Here is a 17,759-nt window from a genome sequence, read left to right as displayed (position 1 = left end):
TCAGTGGAGGCTGACCAGGACTTTTCGTCCGTTTGCGCTGACTGGAGCGGTCATGGCCGCTAGTCTCCGATCAGAGTGACGAGCAGCGAACGAGTTCCACCGCTGTTCGGGCATTCGCCTGGTGTGGCGCCCTAGGGTTCCCCACCGGTCCGTATCCGACAGTTCGACATCCGAGGTGACGTAGGCGTGGCTCTTCCGCCCCTTACCCCTGAACAGCGCGCAGCCGCGCTCGAAAAGGCCGCCGCGGCTCGCCGGGAGCGGGCCGAGGTGAAGAATCGACTCAAGCACTCCGGCGCCTCGCTCCAAGAGGTCATCAAGACGGGCCAGGAGAACGACGTCATCGGCAAGATGAAGGTCTCCGCCCTGCTGGAGTCCCTGCCTGGCGTGGGCAAGGTCCGCGCCAAGCAGATCATGGAGCGCCTCGGCATCTCCGAATCCCGGCGTGTCCGAGGTCTCGGTTCCAACCAGATCGCGTCTCTGGAGCGTGAGTTCGGCACTCCTGCCGGCTGACGCGTTGCCTGAAGTTCTCCCGGCGTTCTCAGGCAGTCCCGAGAACCTGGATAATCGCTCTATGGCAGCAGAGGTTCGTCCGCGGCTGACCGTGCTCTCCGGCCCCTCGGGGGTCGGCAAGAGCACGGTCGTCGCGCATATGCGCAAGGTCCACCCCGAGGTATGGCTCTCGGTGTCGGCCACCACCCGCAAGCCGCGGCCCGGTGAGCGACACGGAGTCCACTACTTCTTCGTCAACGACGACGAGTTCGACAAGCTGATCGCCAACGGCGAGCTGCTGGAGTGGGCCGAATTCGCGGGCAACCGCTACGGCACACCGCGCGGCGCGGTGGTGGAACGACTGGAGAACGGCGAGCCCGTTCTCCTGGAGATCGACCTCCAGGGCGCGCGACTCGTCCGCGAGTCCATGGCCGAGGCCCAGCTCGTCTTCCTCGCGCCGCCGAGCTGGGACGAGCTGGTCCGCCGGCTCACCGGCCGCGGCACCGAATCGCCCGAGGTCATCCAGCGCAGGCTGGAGACCGCCAAGGTCGAGCTCGCTGCCGAGTCCGAGTTCGACACCACCCTGGTCAACACCTCCGTCGAGGACGTGGCGCGCGAGCTGCTAGCCTTGATGGAAGTTGTCTGATCGTTGATCGATGTTCATTTCGATCAATGCTTGATCATTCACCCATTCTTCGGAAGGTAGAGCGTGTCCTCTTCCATCACTGCGCCCGAGGGCATCATCAACCCGCCGATCGACGAGCTGCTCGAGGCCACGGACTCGAAGTACAGCCTCGTGATCTACGCGGCCAAGCGCGCGCGTCAGATCAACGCGTACTACTCGCAGCTCGGTGAGGGCCTGCTCGAGTACGTCGGCCCGCTGGTGGACACCCACGTCCACGAGAAGCCGCTTTCGATCGCGCTGCGCGAGATCAACGCGGGTCTGCTGACCTCCGAGGCCATCGAGGCCCCGGCCCAGTAAGGCACCGAGAATTCCTTTCACCACAGGCCCGGCAGAACATCTGCCGGGCCTGTGGTGTGTCATAGACACGTACGACGATCAGCGATAGGGGCGTGTGTGGTGGGTAAGCCGAAGGTCGTGCTCGGAGTCAGCGGCGGCATCGCCGCGTACAAGGCGTGCGAGCTGCTGCGCCGGCTCACCGAGTCCGGGCACGAGGTACGGGTCGTCCCCACGGCGGCGTCCCTGAACTTCGTGGGCGAGGCCACCTGGGCCGCGCTCTCCGGGAACCCGGCGGGCAGCGAGGTCTGGGAGACCGTCCACGAGGTCCCGCACGTCCGCATCGGGCAGAGTGCCGACCTCGTCGTCGTCGCCCCCGCCACCGCCGACATGCTCGCCAAGGCCGCCCACGGCCTCGCCGACGACCTGCTCACCAATACGCTGCTCACCGCGCGCTGCCCGGTGGTGTTCGCCCCCGCCATGCACACCGAGATGTGGGAGCACCCCGCCACCCAGGAGAACGTGGCCACGCTGCGCCGCCGCGGCGCCGTCGTCATCGAGCCCGCCGTCGGCCGGCTCACCGGCAAGGACACCGGCAAGGGGCGGCTGCCCGACCCCGAGGAGATCTTCGAGGTGTGCCGTGGCGTCCTGAGGAGGCACGGTCTGGCGCGCGGGGCGGCCGGGCCCGACCTGGCCGGCCGGCACGTGGTGATCAGCGCGGGCGGCACGCGGGAGCCGCTCGACCCGGTCCGCTTCCTGGGCAACCGCTCCTCCGGCAAGCAGGGCTACGCCCTGGCCCGCACCGCCGTCGCCCGCGGGGCCCGGGTCACCCTCGTCGCGGCCAACACCGCCCTGGCCGACCCGGCCGGGGTGGACGTCGTACGGGTCGGGACGGCCGTACAGCTGCGCGAGGCCGTGCTCAAGGCGGCGGCCGACGCCGACGCCGTGGTGATGGCCGCAGCCGTGGCCGACTTCCGGCCGGCCGAATACATGAGCGGCAAGATCAAGAAGAAGGACGGGCAGGATCCGGCCCCGGTGGCGCTGGTGCGCAACCCCGACGTCCTCGCGGAGATCTCGGCCGACCGGGCCCGGGAAGGCCAGGTCGTGGTCGGTTTCGCCGCCGAAACGGACGACGTGCTCGCGAACGGCCGCGCCAAACTGCTCCGCAAGGGGTGTGATCTTCTCGTCGTGAACGAGGTCGGCGAGACCAAGACCTTCGGTTCCGAGGAGAACGAGGCGATCATCCTGTCTTCCGATGGGACGGAGACCCCGGTTCCCTATGGTCCCAAGGAGGCCCTGGCGGAGGCGATTTGGGATCGGGTCTCCCCGCGACTCGCCCCCCGACGCGCCTGAGCGACGGCTCTTCTCGTAGCCGATTCCATGAGCCAGAATGGAGTGCCGCAGGTCACATGGCTCCCATTGGGCGAGACAGGTGGTCCGGTAAACGGTGGCGACCGATAAACTGCACACTTGGAACGTGATCGGGCGCAGCCCCCGGTGTGGTTCCGCCAAATGATCAGCCAGCAGCCGCTGCAACCCCAGGGAGCGTTGTGTCCCGTCGCCTGTTCACCTCGGAGTCCGTCACCGAGGGTCACCCCGACAAGATCGCTGACCAGATCAGCGACACGATCCTCGACGCACTTCTCACCGAGGACCCGACCTCGCGTGTGGCCGTGGAGACCCTCATCACCACCGGTCTCGTCCACATCGCCGGTGAGGTGACGACGAAGGCGTACGCGCCGATCGCGCAGCTCGTCCGCGACAAGATCCTCGAGATCGGCTACGACTCCTCGAAGAAGGGCTTCGACGGCGCCTCCTGCGGCGTGTCGGTGTCCATCGGCGCGCAGTCCCCGGACATCGCGCAGGGCGTCGACACCGCGTACGAGAAGCGGGTCGAGGGCGACGAGGACGAGCTCGACAAGCAGGGCGCCGGCGACCAGGGCCTGATGTTCGGCTACGCGTGCGACGAGACCCCCGAGCTCATGCCGCTCCCGATCCACATCGCGCACCGGCTCTCGCGCCGCCTGTCCGAGGTCCGCAAGAACGGGACCATCCCGTACCTGCGCCCCGACGGCAAGACCCAGGTCACCATCGAGTACGACGGGGACAAGGCCGTCCGCCTCGACACCGTCGTCGTGTCCTCGCAGCACGCCTCGGACATCGACCTGGACTCGCTGCTCGCCCCGGACATCCGCGAGTTCGTCGTCGAGCACGTGCTCGCCCAGCTCGTCGAGGACGGCATCAAGCTCGACACCGAGGGCTACCGCCTGCTGGTCAACCCGACCGGCCGCTTCGAGATCGGCGGCCCGATGGGCGACGCCGGCCTCACCGGCCGCAAGATCATCATCGACACCTACGGCGGCATGGCCCGCCACGGCGGCGGCGCCTTCTCGGGCAAGGACCCGTCCAAGGTCGACCGCTCCGCCGCGTACGCCATGCGCTGGGTCGCCAAGAACGTGGTCGCCGCCGGCCTCGCCTCGCGCTGCGAGGTCCAGGTCGCGTACGCCATCGGCAAGGCCGAGCCCGTCGGCCTCTTCGTCGAGACCTTCGGCACCGCCAAGGTGGAGGTCCAGAAGATCGAGGACGCGATCGGCCAGGTCTTCGACCTCCGCCCGGCCGCGATCATCCGCGACCTCGACCTGCTGCGCCCGATCTACGCCCAGACCGCCGCGTACGGCCACTTCGGCCGCGAGCTGCCGGACTTCACCTGGGAGCGCACCGACCGCGTGGACGCGCTGCGCGCGGCCGCCGGCCTGTAGGAACACGCAGGACCTGCGGTATCGAGCAAGACCCGCTGTACGGACGGCCCCGGACCCCTGTGGTCCGGGGCCGTCCGGTGTCGGTGGGGTTTGGTAAGAATGCGGGTGTGAGCAGCACGAACGAATCCGGGCAGCGGAGCGGGGACGAGAGTCCCGGCGGTCCGCCGGAGCAGCTCGCGCTGATGCGGGAGATGGTCGCCGAGGCGAAGGCCAAGGCCCCCAAGGCCAAACCGCGCACCTGGCGCGGCGCCGCCCTGGCCAAGGAGCTGCCGGTCGCGCGGATCCTGGTCAACAAGGGCGTGCTCCACCTCGACCAGCTCTGGGACTACGCCGTTCCAGAGGAGCTCTCCGAGGCCGCCCAGCCGGGCGTGCGCGTCCGGGTCCGCTTCGGCGCCGGCTCCCACCAGGTGCACGGCGGCCGCCGCGAGGGCGGCGGCCTCATCGACGGGTTCATCGTCGAGCGCCGCGCCGAATCCGACTACAACGGCGTCCTGGCCGCCCTCGCCCACGTCGTCTCGCCCGAGGTCGTGCTGACTCCCGGCATGCTGGCCCTGGCCCGGGCCGTCGCCGACCGGTACGCCGGCAGCCTGGCCGACGTACTCCAGCTCGCCCTGCCCGCGCGCAGCGCCCGCGCCGAGGCCAAGCCCTCACCGGAGCCGCTGCCCCCGCCTCCCGCGCCCGAACCGGGCGGCTGGGCGCGGTACGGCTCCGGCCCCGCCTTCCTGCGCGCGCTGGCCACGGGCGCCGCGCCGCGCGCCGTATGGACCGCCCTGCCCGGCCCCGGCTGGGCCGACGAGCTGGCCCGGGCCATGGCCGCCACCCTCGCCTCCGGCCGCGGCGCCCTCGCCGTCCTGCCCGACGGGCGCACCGCGGCCCGGGTCGACGCGGCGCTGACCGCCCTGCTCGGCGAGGGGCGGCACGCGCTGCTGACCGCCGAGTCCGGCCCCGAGAAGCGCTACCGCCAGTGGCTCGCCGTGCACCGGGGCTCGGTGCGGGCCGTCATCGGCACCCGGGCCGCGATGTTCGCGCCCGTACGGGACCTCGGGCTGGTCGCCGTCTGGGACGACGGAGACTCCAGCCACGGCGACGACCACGCGCCGTTCCCGCACGTACGGGAAGTGCTGGAGCTGCGCGCCGTCGGCGACGGCTGCGGATTCCTGGCCGGGAGCACCAGCTGCACCGTGGAGGCCGCCCAGCTGGTCGAGACGGGCTGGGCGCGACCGCTCGTCGCCGACCGCGAGACGGTACGGGCCTGCGCGCCCCGGATCCGGACCGTGGGCGACGAACTCCTGGCCCGGGACGAGGCGGCCCGCGCCGCCCGGCTGCCGAGCCTGGCCTGGGAGACCGTACGGGAGGGGCTGAAGTCCGGGCCCGTGCTCGTCCAGGTGCCCCGGCGCGGCTATGCGCCGCGGCTGGCTTGCGAGCGCTGCCGCGCCCCCGCCCGCTGCAAGGTCTGCGCGGGGCCGCTGGAGGCCCCCGACGCGCGGGAGCTGCACTGCGGCTGGTGCGGACGGCAGGAGAGCGCCTGGCACTGCGAGGAGTGCGGGTCCTTCCGGCTGCGCGCCCAGGTGGTGGGCGCCCGGCGGACGGCCGAGGAGCTCGGGCGGGCCTTCCCGGCCGTGCCCGTACGGACTTCGGGGCGCGACCACATCCTGGACGAGGTGCCGGACCGGCCCGCGCTGGTGGTGTGCACCCCGGGAGCCGAGCCGGTCGCGGCCGGCGCCGGGTACGCGGCGGCGCTGCTGCTGGACGGCTGGGCGATGCTGACCCGGCCCGACCTGCGGGCCGGGGAGGACGCGCTGCGCCGGTGGATCGCGGCCGCCTCGCTGGTCCGCGGGGAGGGGCAGGTCGTCGTGGTCGCGGAGCCGACGCTGCGGCCGGTCCAGGCCCTCGTGCGGTGGGACCCGGTGGGCCATGCCGTACGGGAGCTCGCGGAGCGGGCCCAGCTCGGGTTCCCGCCGGTCTCCCGGATGGCGGCCGTGGCCGGTCGGGGCGAGGCGGTGGAGGCCTTCCTGGCCGGAGCCGGGCTGCCGCCGGACGCGGAGGTGCTGGGCCCGGTCCCGGTGCCGGGGCGGCGCGGGGAGCCCTCGCCGGGGGAGCGGGCCCTGGTCCGCGTCCCGCCCGGCAGCGGGGCCGCGCTGGCGGCCGCCCTGAAGTCGGCCCAGGCGGCCCGGCTGGCCCGCGGAGTCCCGGCGGCGGAGTCGGTCCGCGTCCGCATCGACCCGCCGGACATCGGCTGAGGGCCCCTGCCCCGGCCCGGTGCAGCCGAACGCCCCCGGCGGGACGGGGTGTCCCGCCGGGGGCGGTGGTCGGCGGGCCGGCCGTCGGAGGTCGGCGTCCCGACGCCCGGCGTCGGATCAGCCGTTGCGGGGGCCCGGGAGGGCGGCCGCGGAGCGGGACGAGGCCGCGGCCTGGGACTCCTCGCGCAGCGGCTGCGGCGGCACCGAGCGGGCCGCCGGGACCGTGGGCAGCGGCCCGAGGGTCCGCGTGGTCGTGCCCTCGGCCAGCGGCTCCGCGGACTCCGCGGCCTGGGCCCGCCGGGCCCCGTACCGCCGGTGCACGGCCTGCTTGGTGACGCCGAGCGCGGAACCCACCGCGTCCCACGAGAAGCCGAGCGAGCGGTCGAAGTCCACCGCTGCGGTCACCAGCGTCTCGACGCTGTCCCGCAGCTCCTGCGCGAGGCGGACGGTGGGCGCGGGGGCCCGGCCATAGACGACGAAGCCCGTGGAGGGACCGGAGCGGCGCGGGCGGTATACATTGCCGAGCTGGGCGGTGAGCGTACGCAGAGCATCCACCTGCCGGCGAACCCGCTCGATGTCCCGCACCAGGAGATGCAGGCTGGCCCGTGCTTGGGCGTCGTGGGTGGCGTGGTCGGCCATGAAGAAGCCTCTCGAACCGGTGCTGAAGAGCGGATCGGGCCGCAGACACCGATCTCATCGCGCGGCCCGGTTTCGGTCAATCTCTCTTGACCAACGCGCCAAACGCCACTGAAGTCACGCACCGGGGGCGTGTCGGCATATGCGAGAGGCGCGCGTGTGTGCGTACGCCCCCTGACGGGCCGTCCGGGACCCCTCGGCGGTCCCCTGGGCAGCCCCGTGGGCGGGCCCCTGGGGCGCCCGCCCAACGGGCCGGGCGCCCCCAACGGCGCCGGGAACATAGACTGGTGCGCTGCTGACAGCCGAGATAGCGAGGTAGGACCCCAGTGAAGCTCGTCTTCGCAGGCACCCCCGAGGTCGCCGTGCCCGCCCTGGACGCCCTCATCGCCTCCGGGCGGCACGAGGTCGCCGCCGTCGTCACCCGGCCCGACGCACCGGCCGGCCGCGGCCGCCGGCTCGTCGCCAGCCCGGTCGCCGAGCGCGCCGAAGAGGCCGGCATCGAGATCCTCAAGCCCGCCCGGCCCCGCGACCCGGAGTTCCAGGCCCGGCTGCGCGAGATCGGCCCGGACTGCTGCCCGGTCGTCGCGTACGGGGCGCTGATCCCCAAGAGCGCCATCGAGATCCCCCGGCACGGCTGGGTCAACCTGCACTTCTCGCTGCTGCCCGCGTGGCGCGGGGCCGCGCCCGTACAGCACTCGATCATGGCCGGGGACCAGGTCACCGGCGCCTCCACCTTCCTCATCGAGGAGGGCCTGGACTCCGGGCCCGTCTACGGGCACCTGACCGAGGAGATCCGCCCCACCGACACCAGCGGCGACCTGCTCACCCGCCTCGCCTTCGCCGGCTCCGGCCTGCTGGCCGCCACCATGGACGGCATCGAGGACGGCACGCTGCGCGCCGTCGGGCAGCCCGCCGACGGCATCTCGCTCGCACCCAAGATCACCGTCGAGGACGCCCGCATCGACTGGAACGCCCCGGCGATGCGCGCCGACCGCGTGGTGCGCGGCTGCACGCCCGCGCCCGGCGCTTGGACCGTCTTCCGCGGGGAGCGGCTCAAGCTGATCTCCGTCGGCCTGGTCACCGACCGCACGGACCTGGCGCCCGGAGAGCTCTCCCCGGGCAAGAACAACGTGTACGTCGGCACCGGCTCGCACGCCGTGGAGCTGCTCTGGGTGCAGCCCCAGGGCAAGAAGCCGATGCGCGGCGCCGACTGGGCCCGCGGGGTGCGGATCGCCGCCGGCGAGCGCCTCGGCGCCGCGGACGTAGGCTGATCCGTACCGGTGTCCGAGTCGGACACCGGCCCGCCGCCGGCGGCACCCCGTACGCCGGCGCCACCTCGTAGACCCCGTAAACCCGGAGCACCTTTCACGTGAGCGATCAGTCCCGACCCCCGCGCAGCGCCGCAGGCCAGCGGCAGGCCAAGCCGTACCGCCGCCCCAAGAAGGACCCCGTCCGGATGCTGGCCTTCGAGGCCCTGCGGGCGGTGGACGAGCGCGACGCGTACGCGAACCTCGTCCTGCCCCCGCTGCTGCGCAAGGCCCGCCAGAGCGAGGGCTTCGAGGCGCGGGACGCGGCGCTGGCCACCGAGCTCGTCTACGGGACGCTGCGCCGCCAGGGCACGTACGACGCGGTCATCAAGGCCTGCATCGACCGGCCGCTGCGCGAGGTGGACCCGCCGGTGCTGGACGTGCTCTCGCTCGGCGCCCACCAGCTGCTGGGGACCCGGATCCCGACGCACGCGGCGGTGTCGGCCAGCGTGGAGCTGGCCCGGGTGGTGCTCGGGGACGGGCGCGCCAAGTTCGTGAACGCCGTGCTGCGCAAGATCGCCGCGCACGACCTGGACGGCTGGCTGGAGCGGGTGGCCCCGCCGTACGAGGAGGACGCCGAGGAGCACCTCGCGGTGTACCACTCGCACCCGAGGTGGGTGGTCAGCGCCCTGTGGGACGCCCTCGGCGGCGGCCGGGCCGGTATCGAGGACCTCCTCGAAGCCGACAACGAGCGGCCCGAGGTCACCCTGGTGGCGCGGCCCGGGCGGTCCACGCCCGAGGAGCTGCTGGTGGCGGTCGGCGAGGACTCGGCGCTGCCGGGGCGCTGGTCGCCGTATGCCGTGCGCATGGCCGAGGGCGGCGAACCGGGCGCGCTGGAGGCGGTCCGCGAGGGGCGCGCGGGCGTCCAGGACGAGGGCAGCCAGCTGGTGGCGATGGCCCTCGCGGCCGCGCCGGTCGAGGGGCGCGACGAGCGCTGGCTGGACGGCTGCGCGGGACCCGGCGGCAAGGCGGCCCTGCTGGGCGCCCTGGCGGCGCAGCGCGGGGCGTTCCTGCTGGCCTCCGAGAAGCAGCCGCACCGGGCGCGGCTCGTGGAGCGCGCCCTGGCCGGCAATCCCGGCCCGTACCAGGTCATCGCGGCGGACGGCACCCGCCCGCCGTGGCGGCCGGGCTCCTTCGACCGGGTCCTGATGGACGTCCCCTGCACCGGGCTGGGCGCGCTGCGCCGCCGCCCGGAGGCCAGGTGGCGGCGGCGCCCGGAGGACCTGGAGGGCTTCGCCCCGCTCCAGCGCGCGCTGCTGCGCGAGGCGCTGTCGGCGGTCCGGGTGGGCGGGGTCGTGGGCTACGCGACCTGCTCGCCGCACCTGGCCGAGACCCGGGTCGTCGTGGACGACGTCCTGCGCGGCCGCGGCGCGGGCGCCTCGCCGGTGGACGCCGAACTGATCGACGCCAGGCCGTACATGGCGGGCGTCCCGGCCCTGGGCGACGGCCCGGACGTACAGCTGTGGCCGCATCTGCACGGGACGGACGCGATGTACCTGGCACTGATCCGCCGCACGGGGTAGCGGGGGCGGCGACCGTGGCCGAGCGCGTGGTCGAGGCGGACGGCGTCACGCTGTGCACCGAGTCCTTCGGGGATCCGGCCCGTCCGCCCGTCCTGCTCGTCATGGGGACGGGGGCTTCGATGCTCTGGTGGGACGAGGGCTTCTGCCGGATGCTCGCCGGGGGCGGGCGCTTCGTGATCCGGTACGACCACCGCGACACCGGCCGATCCGTCACGTACGCGCCGGGCCGTCCCGGGTACACGGGCGCGGACCTGGTCGGTGACGCCGCCCGGGTCCTCGATGCGTACGGCATCCCGGCCGCACACGTCGTGGGCGTCTCCGCCGGCGGGGCGCTCGCGCAGCGGCTCGCGCTCGACCGCGCCGACCGCGTCCTGTCCCTCGTCCTGATCAGCACGTCCTCGATCAGCGCGTCCTCGGCCGTCCCCGGCGGCGAGCGCGCGCCCGCGCCGCCCACCGCCGAGTTCCTGCGGTTCGTCGCGGCCGCGCACGTGGACTGGTCGGACGCCGACTCGGTGGTCGAGTACCAGGTCGCCTACGCGCGCGTGCTCGCGGGCGGCCGGCGCCCGTTCGACGAGGCCGCCGCCCGCGCTCTCGTCCGCCGCGACGTCGAGCGCGCGCACGATTTCGCCGCGGTCCGCAACCACGACGTGCTCCCGGAGGGCGAGCTCCCCTCCGCGCCCCTGTCCTCGATCGCCGTGCCCGCGCTGGTGATCCACGGGACCGCCGATCCGATGTTCCCGCTCCCGCACGGCGAGGCCCTCGCGGAGCGGATCCCCGGGGCAAGACTCCTGGTCCTGGAGGGCGCCGGGCACGGGGTCGAGCGGGCCGACCGGGCCGTGATCGTCCCGGCGATCCTCGGACACACCGCCGCGGATCACGCCGACAGCGATCTGTAAGAATGTATTGATCGTTCATCGGTTTTGGTTAAGCGTTGCTACGCCCGTCCTCAGTTCCGGGGTCGTGGCCGGAACTGCGCCACGGCATGGCAGGCTTGGGGGCATGGCCGCTCAGATTTATCCCAGCATCCTGTCCGCCGACTTCGCCCGACTCGCCGAGGAGGCGAAGGCCGTCGAGGGGGCCGACTGGCTGCATGTCGATGTCATGGACAACCATTTCGTCCCGAACCTCACCCTCGGCATGCCCGTCGTGGAGTCCCTGAGCCGCGCCACGGACATCCCGCTGGACCTGCACCTCATGATCGAGGACCCGGACCGCTGGGCCCCGCAGTACGTCGAGGCCGGCGCCGGATCGGTCACCTTCCACGCCGAGGCCGCCGCCGCGCCCGTGCGCCTCGCGCGGGAGATCCGGGCCAAGGGGGCGCGGGCGTCCATGGCGCTCAAGCCCGCCACGCCGATCGAGCAGTACGAGGACATCCTCCCCGAGCTGGACATGCTGCTGATCATGACGGTCGAGCCCGGCTTCGGCGGCCAGCCCTTTCTCGACATCATGCTCCCCAAGATCCGCCGTACCCGGGAGCTCATCGCCAAGCACGGCCTGGAGCTGTGGCTCCAGGTCGACGGCGGGGTCTCGGCCACGACGATCGAGCGGTGCGCGGAGGCCGGCGCCGACGTGTTCGTCGCGGGGAGCGCGGTCTACGGGGCGGTCGACCCGGCCGCGGCCGTACGTACGCTGCGGGAGCGGGCGGACGTCGCGATCGCCGCGGCGCCCTGGGCTTGCGACCACTGAAACGAGAGTTGGTGAACAGCTCGGTGAACGGGAGCTGTCCAGGCTGATCAACGGCCGCCGGATCTGACAGGATGAACGGCGAGTCGAGAGTGTGAACAGCAGTGAGGAGAACGCGGTGTCTGCAATGTCGGCGGGACGGTCAGCCCTGCGGATGGGACCCGCGGAGCTGGTGCAGGCGGCGGCCATGGCCCGCCGCTTCTACCTGGAGGGCAAGTCCAAGATCCAGATCGCCGAGGAGTTCGGCGTGAGCCGCTTCAAGGTGGCCCGGGTCCTGGAGACCGCCCTTGAGCGCGACCTCGTACGGATCGAGATCCGGGTGCCGGCCGAGCTCGACGCGGAGCGGTCCGACGCGCTGCGGGCCCGGTACGGGCTCCGGCACGCGGTGGTGGTCGAGTCCCCGGCCGACGCGACCGAGGACGCGCCGGATCCGGAGAACCTGGGCGCGGTCGCCGCCGACCTGCTCGGCGAGCTCGTCAACGAGGGCGACGTACTGGGCCTGGCGTGGGGGCGGTCGACCATCCACATGGCCGCCTCCCTGCACCGGCTGCCGCCGTGCACCGTGGTGCAGCTGACGGGCGTGTACGACGCCGGTACGGCCGAGCGCGGGTCCGTGGAGGCCGTACGGCGGGCCGCCCAGGTCTCGGGCGGCGACGCGCACCCGATCTACGCGCCGATGCTGCTCCCCGATCCGGCGACCGCGGCCGCGCTGCGCAGTCAGACGGGGATCGCCCGGGCCTTCGAGTACTTCGACAAGGTCACGGTCGCCGCGGTCTCGATCGGGTCGTGGGAACCGGGCATCTCGACCGTCCACGACATGCTCACCGACGAGGAGCGGGCGCACTACGCCTCGCTCGGTGTCGCGGCCGAAATGTCCGCCCACCTGTTCGACTCCGAGGGGCGCCGCGTCGGGCGGGACCTCGGCGAGCGCTGCATCACCGTCGAGGCGGACCGGCTGCGGCGGATCCCCGAGGTCGTGGCCATCGCGGGCGGGCTGCGCAAGGCGTCCGCGATCGGGGCGGTGCTGCGGTCCGGGCTGGTGACCAGCCTGGTCACCGACACGGCGGTCGCGGACTACCTGCTCACCGAGTCGGAGCCGGGACTGCGGCCGGCGCTGGAGCGGGCCGACCCGGACGACTGAGTCCTCGGGTTCTTTTGCGGATCGTGTGCGCCGCCCCCGCGCCGCCGCCCTGCCCGGGCCCGGCGCGGGCCCTGGGGCGGGCCCCCGGGCGGATGGTGCCGCAATTGAGATCCGAACGGCGGCCTCTGCGGGGGCCTGTGGGGCGCATACTGGTCTCAATGACAAAGTCAGCAGTACCTCGCCGCCATTTGCCGTCCAGCCCGTTCAAGGCCCCCGTGGAACCGCCGCTCCGGCAGTTCAGCGTCGGCGACCGGGTCTCTCACGATGAGCACGGCCTCGGCCGTGTCGTCGGTATCGAGGAGGGGATCGCTGTACTGGTCGACTTCGGGTCGGTCCAGAAGAGAATCCTGAGTCCCTACACCAAGATGTCCGCGCTCTGAGGCTGTCGCCGCCGCGGGCACCGTCGCCGCGCGATTCGCGAGCGAATCGGATATTTGGCACGATCGGTGCATGATCTTCAGGGACGTGCCCCGGTCGTTGCTGCGTCTGGTCGTGGGGACGGTGTTCCTGTGCGCTGCGCTGATCGGCGTGGCGGGGTGTGGTGGGGAGAAGGCCGCGCCGTCCGCCGCCCCCTCGGTGTCGGCTTCCGTACCGGGTTCCGCTGTTTCCGCGCCGCCCGTCTGGGCCAAGGGGATGGCGACCGTACGGGCGGACGCGCTGCCGGCGCAGGCCCGGGACCTGCTCGTGCTCATCGACACGGGCGGCCCGTATCCGTACCGGCAGGACGGCACCGTGTTCGGGAACTTCGAGAAGGCCCTGCCGAAGCAGAAGCGCGGGTACTACCACGAGTTCACGGTGAAGACGCCGGGGGAAGGCGACCGCGGGGCGCGGCGGATCGTGACCGGTGAGGGTGGGGAGTTCTACTACACGGACGACCACTACGACACCTTCAAGGCGGTCCTGCGATGACCCTGGATCCGCGGCCGCTCGGGCCGGCGCTGGCCGCCGCCGAGGAAGCGGGCTGGACGACGCTCCGGGTGGACCTGGCCGGCGTACGCGGCAAGGCCGAGCTGATGCGGCGGTGGGGGGCGGCGCTCCAGGTGCCGTCCTGGTTCGGCGGGAACTGGGACGCGTTGGCCGATGCGCTGATGGACCTGTCGTGGTTGCCGCGGGCCCCGGGGCGGTTGGTGGCGGTGACGTCCTGGCGGTCGTACGCACAGGTCCGGCCGGGGGACTGGGAGACCTTGCAGGAGATCCTGGAGCAGGCCGTCGACTTCTGGCGCGAGGGCGCCGACGGCGAGTTGACCGTGCTGCTCGCCGAGGCTCCGGGCGGGTCGCCCGAGGGGACCGCGCACGAGCCGTCCGGGCGTTGAGCCGGGGCGGGACGGACATGGCCGTGGGGGGCGGGGGCCTCGCCCCCGCCCCCCACGGGGACTAACCCTTCGGGATCCACGGGGGCGTTTGGCCCCAGGACCAGACCGGGATCTTGGCCGCGTCCACCGGTGGCGGGTTGGGGCCCGAGTAGATCAGGGCCATGCGGGTGCCCCACTCGATGTAGTACGCGAACACCGCTCGGAATTCGGGGTCCGCCGGGAGGCCGACCTCGTCCGCCGTGTCCATCAGCAGGTCCACCCAGCGGCGGCGCTGCTTCTCGGTGATGCCGCGGCCCAGGTGCTTGGTGGCCATGTGCTGGTGGCCGCCGTGGTGGGCCGTGTACTCCGCCGGGCCGCCGAAGACCTCCGACAGCCAGACGGCGACGTGCTGGGGGTGCTCCGAGTCCATGCCCGCGAAGACCGGGGCCAGGATCTCGTCCTGCAGGGCGTGCGCGTAGAAGGCGTCGGTGAGGCGGTTCATCGCCTCTGCCCCGCCCATCCACTCGTAGATGGTGGGAGTGGTGCCGGGTGTGGTGCTCATGACTGGGGTGCGGCCTTTCCGGGGCCGGCCACGTCGGTGACGCGGTAGTGCTGCATCTCCTCGATGGCCTTCACGTACGGGCGGATCGCGCTGAAGAACGCCGGGAAGTGCTCGCCCTTGCGGAATCCGTTGAGGTGGGCGTCCACCGACGTCCAGCGGATGCGGAGGATGTAGCGCTCCCGGTCGTTCTCCTCCTCGCAGCGGGCCAGCTCGTAGTCGATGCACTCGGGTGACGCGGCCAGGGCCTCCGCGGCCTGCCGGTACGAGTCCTCGAAGGCCTGCTGGTCGTCCAATGCGATCCGGTAGCGGATGTATTCGACGGTGGTGGTCATGGGGCGTGCCTCTCCCTGTGATCGGGTGCCGGTCGGCTCGCTGTCAGACTTGCGTGATCATGCCCCGGTGGGGAGGACTTTCGTCATTCCGACTCAGACTTCTTGGAGTCCGTGGCCTCGGAGGCGTCGGAGGCCTCCGCCACGTCGGGGCCGGCCGCGCGGACCTGCTGGACCTTGGCCAGCGAGTCGCGGAGCTCGGTCAGCCACTCGTCGGTGTTGCGGCCGACGAGGCGGACGCACCAGGCGAGGGCGTCGGCCCGGCTGCGGGCGACGCCGCCCGCCACCAGGGTGTCGAGGACCTTGCGCTCCGGCTGGCGCAGGCGCGTCATCACCGGGACCGCCAGGTGCGTGAACAGGACGCGGTCGTCGCCGGACTGGACGGCCCAGGCGACCTTGCGGCGGTAGAGCTCCTCCGCCTCCCGCGCCACCTCGATGCGCTGTTCCCGGGTGCGCTCGCGGAACTCCTTGACGGACTCGGTCGCCGGGATGGTGCCGACGACCGTGATCTCCTCGCGGTCGACCGCCACGTCGACCAGGGACTCGTACACGTCCACCGGAAGGCGGTCCGCGAACCACGCGCGAAGCTGCTCGCTCTGCTCGGATGTAATCATGTAATTAACGTTGCATCCGATGCTCGCTTGATCGCAAGCGATTCGTGTTCGCTCTCAGCCCATCGAGCGGTACCGGTGGATCAGCGAGACCGCCATCGCCCCCTCGCCCACGCCCGAGGCCACGCGCTTGACCGAGTGGGCCCGCACGTCGCCGGCCGCGAAGACGCCGGGGACGCTCGTCTCCAGCGGGTACGGGGCGCGCTCCAGGCTCCACTCCGCCGGGAGCTCCCCGCCGTTGGCGATCAGGTCGGACCCGGTGAGCACGAAGCCGTACTCGTCGCGCTCGACCACGCCCGACAGCCAGTCCGTGTGCGGGCGGGCGCCGATGAAGGTGAACATGAACCGGGCCGGGACCTCGGTGTTCCCGCCCGTCGTCGCGTCGTGGAGGGTCAGCCTCTCCAGGTGCTCGTCGCCGTCCAGCCGGACCACCGTCGTACGGACCTTGACCTCGATGTTCGGGGTGCGGTCGATCTCGTCGATCAGGTAGCGGGACATGCTCGCGTCCAGGGATTCGGCGCGGACCAGGATGGTCACCTTGGCCGCGTACTTGGCGAAGTGCACCGCCGCCTGGCCGGCCGAGTTCGCACCGCCCACGATGAACACGTGCTGCGAGATGCACGCCGAGCTCTCCGTCGTCGCCGCGCCGTAGTAGAGCCCGGCGCCCTCGAAGCGGTCCGCGCCGGGGGCCTCCAGACGGTTGTACGAGACCCCGGTGGCCAGCAGCACCGTCTCGGCGCTGATCTCCGTGCCGTCGGCCAGGGTCAGGATCTTCGCCGGGTCGTCCCGGGTCAGCGAGACCACCTCCACCGGGTGCAGGATCTCGGCGCCGAAGCGGGAGGCCTGGATGGTGGCCCGGCGGGTCAGGTCGCCGCCGGAGAGGCCCGAGGGGAAGCCCAGGTAGTTTTCGATCAGGCTGGAGGTGCCGGCCTGGCCGCCCGGGGCGCGGGAGTCCAGCATCAGCGTCGAGAGGCCCTCGGAGGCCGAGTAGACCCCGGCCGCCAGACCCGCGGGGCCCGCTCCGACGATGACGCACTCGTAGTGCGGGCGCGAGGCGGTGGTGGCCAGCCCGAGGCGCTGGGCGAGCTCGGTGTCGGACGGCGCGGAGAGCACCGCCCCGTCCGGGAACCGGACGAGGGGCAGCGCCGCGTCGGGCTGGGCGGCGATCAGGGTCAGCGCCTCGGGATCCCGCTCCACGTTCAGGAAGCGGAACGGCTGGCCGTTGCGGGTGAAGAAGTCCCGGACGGCGTGCGTGCCGGGGGAGACGAGGTGCCCGGCGACGATGATGCCGTCGTACGCGGGGCGGTAGGTGGCCAGCCAGTCGGAGAGCAGGTCGTCCAGGACCGGGAAGAGCCGCTCGTGCGGCGGGTCCCACGGCTTGAGCAGGTAGTAGTCGAGCCGCACCCGGTTGATGGCGGTGATCGCCGCGTCCGTCTCCGCGTACGCCGTGAGCAGCACGCGGCGGGCGTCCGGGAAGCGGCTGACGGCCTCCAGGAGGAACTCGACGCCGGTCACGTCGGGCATCCGCTGGTCCACGAGGAACAGCGCCGGGTCGTGGCCGCGCTCGTCGAGGGAGTCCAGGATCTTGAGGGCGTCGGCGGCGGAGGAGGCGCCGAGCACCCGGTAGCGGTCGCCGTACGCGCTGCGCAGGTCGCGGCGGACGGCCCGCAGCACCTGCGGATCGTCGTCCACGGCGAGGATGACGGGCTTCCTGCTCTCGGCGCGCTCGGTCGCGGCCGCCGTGGCGGGGGCGGTGGCGCTCTCCGGGGCCGCGCTCACGCCGCGTCCAGCATCAGCTTGTCGGCGTAGCACCAGGCCCACGCCTCGCCGGGCTCGTGCGAGGCGGCGATGGGGTGCTCGCTGGTGCGGTAGTGCTTGGTGGCGTGGCGGTTCTTGGAGGAGTCGCAGCATCCGACGTGCCCGCAGCTGAGGCACATCCTCAGGTGCACCCAGCTGTCGCCGAGGGCGAGGCACTCCTCGCAGCCCTCGGTGCCTGGTTCCACCGGACGTATCTGATCGATGTGTGTGCACAACAGGTCCGTCGTCATCGTCCCCGTCCCTCTCCTCGATCCTTCGCGCACCCCTGATTCACGGCGCGTCCAGACCATAGGGCGGTGCCCCCGTAATGGTTCAGTGATTCGGCCGAGGTCATGAAGTCCTGCGGCTACTTCATGACCTCCGGAAGCGACTACCTGAAGTGGCCCCGCGACCTGCCCTCCCACCTCATGA

At 72.5% G+C, this 17,759-nt stretch carries 20 protein-coding genes; 14 read left to right on the top strand and 6 right to left on the bottom strand.

From position 1 onward, the window contains the following. The first annotated feature begins 186 nt into the window (after window positions 1–186). The 6 genes from OG509_RS08345 (at window position 187) to OG509_RS08320 (ending at window position 6,446) form a co-directional block, all read left to right on the top strand. Entirely contained in the window at window positions 187–510 is a 324-nt protein-coding gene (locus tag OG509_RS08345) for an integration host factor (RefSeq protein WP_008740406.1), read from the top strand. Window positions 511–571: 61 nt separating this feature from the next. Next, the gene (gmk, locus tag OG509_RS08340; RefSeq protein WP_134074642.1) at window positions 572–1,135 is read left to right on the top strand and encodes a guanylate kinase; all 564 of its coding nucleotides are present in this window, start codon (window positions 572–574) and stop codon (window positions 1,133–1,135) included. Window positions 1,136–1,198: 63 nt separating this feature from the next. Next, the gene (gene rpoZ / locus OG509_RS08335) at window positions 1,199–1,471 is read left to right on the top strand and encodes a DNA-directed RNA polymerase subunit omega (RefSeq protein ID WP_004948662.1); all 273 of its coding nucleotides are present in this window, start codon (window positions 1,199–1,201) and stop codon (window positions 1,469–1,471) included. A gap of 99 nt (window positions 1,472–1,570) precedes the next feature. Then, window positions 1,571–2,800 (top strand): bifunctional phosphopantothenoylcysteine decarboxylase/phosphopantothenate--cysteine ligase CoaBC, encoded by a 1,230-nt coding sequence (gene coaBC, locus OG509_RS08330; protein ID WP_406181363.1) that lies wholly within the window; start codon window positions 1,571–1,573, stop codon window positions 2,798–2,800. Window positions 2,801–2,997: 197 nt separating this feature from the next. Next, window positions 2,998–4,206 (top strand): methionine adenosyltransferase, encoded by a 1,209-nt coding sequence (metK, locus tag OG509_RS08325; RefSeq protein ID WP_030873691.1) that lies wholly within the window; start codon window positions 2,998–3,000, stop codon window positions 4,204–4,206. A 107-nt stretch (window positions 4,207–4,313) separates the two neighbouring features. Next, complete coding sequence (locus OG509_RS08320; protein WP_406181361.1) at window positions 4,314–6,446, top strand: primosomal protein N'; 2,133 nt, start codon at window positions 4,314–4,316, stop codon at window positions 6,444–6,446. A 117-nt stretch (window positions 6,447–6,563) separates the two neighbouring features. Here the strand turns inward: OG509_RS08320 and OG509_RS08315 are convergent, their stop codons facing one another. Further along, window positions 6,564–7,085 (bottom strand): hypothetical protein, encoded by a 522-nt coding sequence (locus tag OG509_RS08315; RefSeq protein WP_406181359.1) that lies wholly within the window; start codon window positions 7,083–7,085, stop codon window positions 6,564–6,566. Window positions 7,086–7,408: 323 nt separating this feature from the next. Between OG509_RS08315 and fmt the strand changes: the two genes are divergently transcribed. From fmt to OG509_RS08275, 8 genes are all read left to right on the top strand, one after another. Then, window positions 7,409–8,353, top strand: coding sequence for a methionyl-tRNA formyltransferase (fmt, locus tag OG509_RS08310; protein ID WP_406181357.1), 945 nt, complete (start codon window positions 7,409–7,411; stop codon window positions 8,351–8,353). 98 nt (window positions 8,354–8,451) lie between these two features. Beyond that, a complete protein-coding gene (locus tag OG509_RS08305; protein ID WP_406181355.1) occupies window positions 8,452–9,912 on the top strand; it encodes an RsmB/NOP family class I SAM-dependent RNA methyltransferase in 1,461 nt (486 codons plus the stop codon). Window positions 9,913–9,926: 14 nt separating this feature from the next. Continuing rightward, window positions 9,927–10,808 carry an alpha/beta fold hydrolase gene (locus OG509_RS08300; RefSeq protein ID WP_406181353.1) on the top strand — a complete coding sequence of 294 codons (882 nt, stop codon included), beginning with the start codon at window positions 9,927–9,929 and terminating at the stop codon, window positions 10,806–10,808. Window positions 10,809–10,911: 103 nt separating this feature from the next. Then, window positions 10,912–11,598, top strand: a complete 687-nt coding sequence (gene rpe, locus OG509_RS08295) for a ribulose-phosphate 3-epimerase (RefSeq protein ID WP_406181351.1) — start codon at window positions 10,912–10,914, stop codon at window positions 11,596–11,598. Window positions 11,599–11,722: 124 nt separating this feature from the next. After that, entirely contained in the window at window positions 11,723–12,736 is a 1,014-nt protein-coding gene (locus OG509_RS08290; RefSeq protein WP_385582103.1) for a sugar-binding transcriptional regulator, read from the top strand. Window positions 12,737–12,894: 158 nt separating this feature from the next. After that, entirely contained in the window at window positions 12,895–13,116 is a 222-nt protein-coding gene (locus tag OG509_RS08285; RefSeq protein ID WP_030157491.1) for a CarD family transcriptional regulator, read from the top strand. A 70-nt stretch (window positions 13,117–13,186) separates the two neighbouring features. Beyond that, entirely contained in the window at window positions 13,187–13,645 is a 459-nt protein-coding gene (locus tag OG509_RS08280) for a ribonuclease domain-containing protein (protein WP_406181349.1), read from the top strand. Continuing rightward, window positions 13,642–14,049 carry a barstar family protein gene (locus OG509_RS08275; protein ID WP_406181347.1) on the top strand — a complete coding sequence of 136 codons (408 nt, stop codon included), beginning with the start codon at window positions 13,642–13,644 and terminating at the stop codon, window positions 14,047–14,049. Before OG509_RS08280 ends, OG509_RS08275 begins: the two co-directional genes overlap by 4 nt. A gap of 61 nt (window positions 14,050–14,110) precedes the next feature. On the opposite strand, the gene OG509_RS08270 is transcribed toward OG509_RS08275, so the two are convergent. From OG509_RS08270 to OG509_RS08250, 5 genes are all read right to left on the bottom strand, one after another. Then, window positions 14,111–14,590, bottom strand: coding sequence for a group II truncated hemoglobin (locus tag OG509_RS08270; RefSeq protein ID WP_406181345.1), 480 nt, complete (start codon window positions 14,588–14,590; stop codon window positions 14,111–14,113). After that, window positions 14,587–14,922 (bottom strand): putative quinol monooxygenase, encoded by a 336-nt coding sequence (locus tag OG509_RS08265; protein WP_030157498.1) that lies wholly within the window; start codon window positions 14,920–14,922, stop codon window positions 14,587–14,589. Before OG509_RS08265 ends, OG509_RS08270 begins: the two co-directional genes overlap by 4 nt. Before the next feature lie 83 nt (window positions 14,923–15,005). Continuing rightward, window positions 15,006–15,533 carry a hypothetical protein gene (locus OG509_RS08260; RefSeq protein ID WP_406181343.1) on the bottom strand — a complete coding sequence of 176 codons (528 nt, stop codon included), beginning with the start codon at window positions 15,531–15,533 and terminating at the stop codon, window positions 15,006–15,008. A gap of 54 nt (window positions 15,534–15,587) precedes the next feature. Further along, window positions 15,588–17,309: an FAD-dependent oxidoreductase gene (locus tag OG509_RS08255; RefSeq protein ID WP_406181341.1), complete on the bottom strand. Its 1,722-nt coding sequence runs from the start codon at window positions 17,307–17,309 to the stop codon at window positions 15,588–15,590. Then, a complete protein-coding gene (locus tag OG509_RS08250; RefSeq protein WP_385581934.1) occupies window positions 17,306–17,578 on the bottom strand; it encodes a UBP-type zinc finger domain-containing protein in 273 nt (90 codons plus the stop codon). Before OG509_RS08250 ends, OG509_RS08255 begins: the two co-directional genes overlap by 4 nt. Between the last annotated feature and the right edge of the window lie 181 nt (window positions 17,579–17,759).

The sequence above is a fragment of the Streptomyces sp. NBC_01006 genome, assembly GCF_045162725.1.
Lineage (GTDB): Bacteria > Actinomycetota > Actinomycetes > Streptomycetales > Streptomycetaceae > Streptomyces.
This window is presented reverse-complemented; position numbering and strand designations above follow the sequence as displayed.

What these genes read in the sequence shown, in the direction of transcription:
- OG509_RS08260 (WP_406181343.1), bottom strand. Translation starts at nt 15,533, where the DNA reads ATGATTACATCCGAGCAGAGCGAGCAGCTTCGCGCGTGGTTCGCGGAC.
- OG509_RS08270 (WP_406181345.1), bottom strand. Translation starts at nt 14,590, where the DNA reads ATGAGCACCACACCCGGCACCACTCCCACCATCTACGAGTGGATGGGC.
- OG509_RS08290 (WP_385582103.1), top strand. Translation starts at nt 11,723, where the DNA reads ATGTCGGCGGGACGGTCAGCCCTGCGGATGGGACCCGCGGAGCTGGTG.
- OG509_RS08275 (WP_406181347.1), top strand. Translation starts at nt 13,642, where the DNA reads ATGACCCTGGATCCGCGGCCGCTCGGGCCGGCGCTGGCCGCCGCCGAG.
- OG509_RS08285 (WP_030157491.1), top strand. Translation starts at nt 12,895, where the DNA reads ATGACAAAGTCAGCAGTACCTCGCCGCCATTTGCCGTCCAGCCCGTTC.
- rpe (WP_406181351.1), top strand. Translation starts at nt 10,912, where the DNA reads ATGGCCGCTCAGATTTATCCCAGCATCCTGTCCGCCGACTTCGCCCGA.
- OG509_RS08265 (WP_030157498.1), bottom strand. Translation starts at nt 14,922, where the DNA reads ATGACCACCACCGTCGAATACATCCGCTACCGGATCGCATTGGACGAC.
- gmk (WP_134074642.1), top strand. Translation starts at nt 572, where the DNA reads ATGGCAGCAGAGGTTCGTCCGCGGCTGACCGTGCTCTCCGGCCCCTCG.
- OG509_RS08280 (WP_406181349.1), top strand. Translation starts at nt 13,187, where the DNA reads ATGATCTTCAGGGACGTGCCCCGGTCGTTGCTGCGTCTGGTCGTGGGG.
- OG509_RS08315 (WP_406181359.1), bottom strand. Translation starts at nt 7,085, where the DNA reads ATGGCCGACCACGCCACCCACGACGCCCAAGCACGGGCCAGCCTGCAT.
- OG509_RS08250 (WP_385581934.1), bottom strand. Translation starts at nt 17,578, where the DNA reads ATGACGACGGACCTGTTGTGCACACACATCGATCAGATACGTCCGGTG.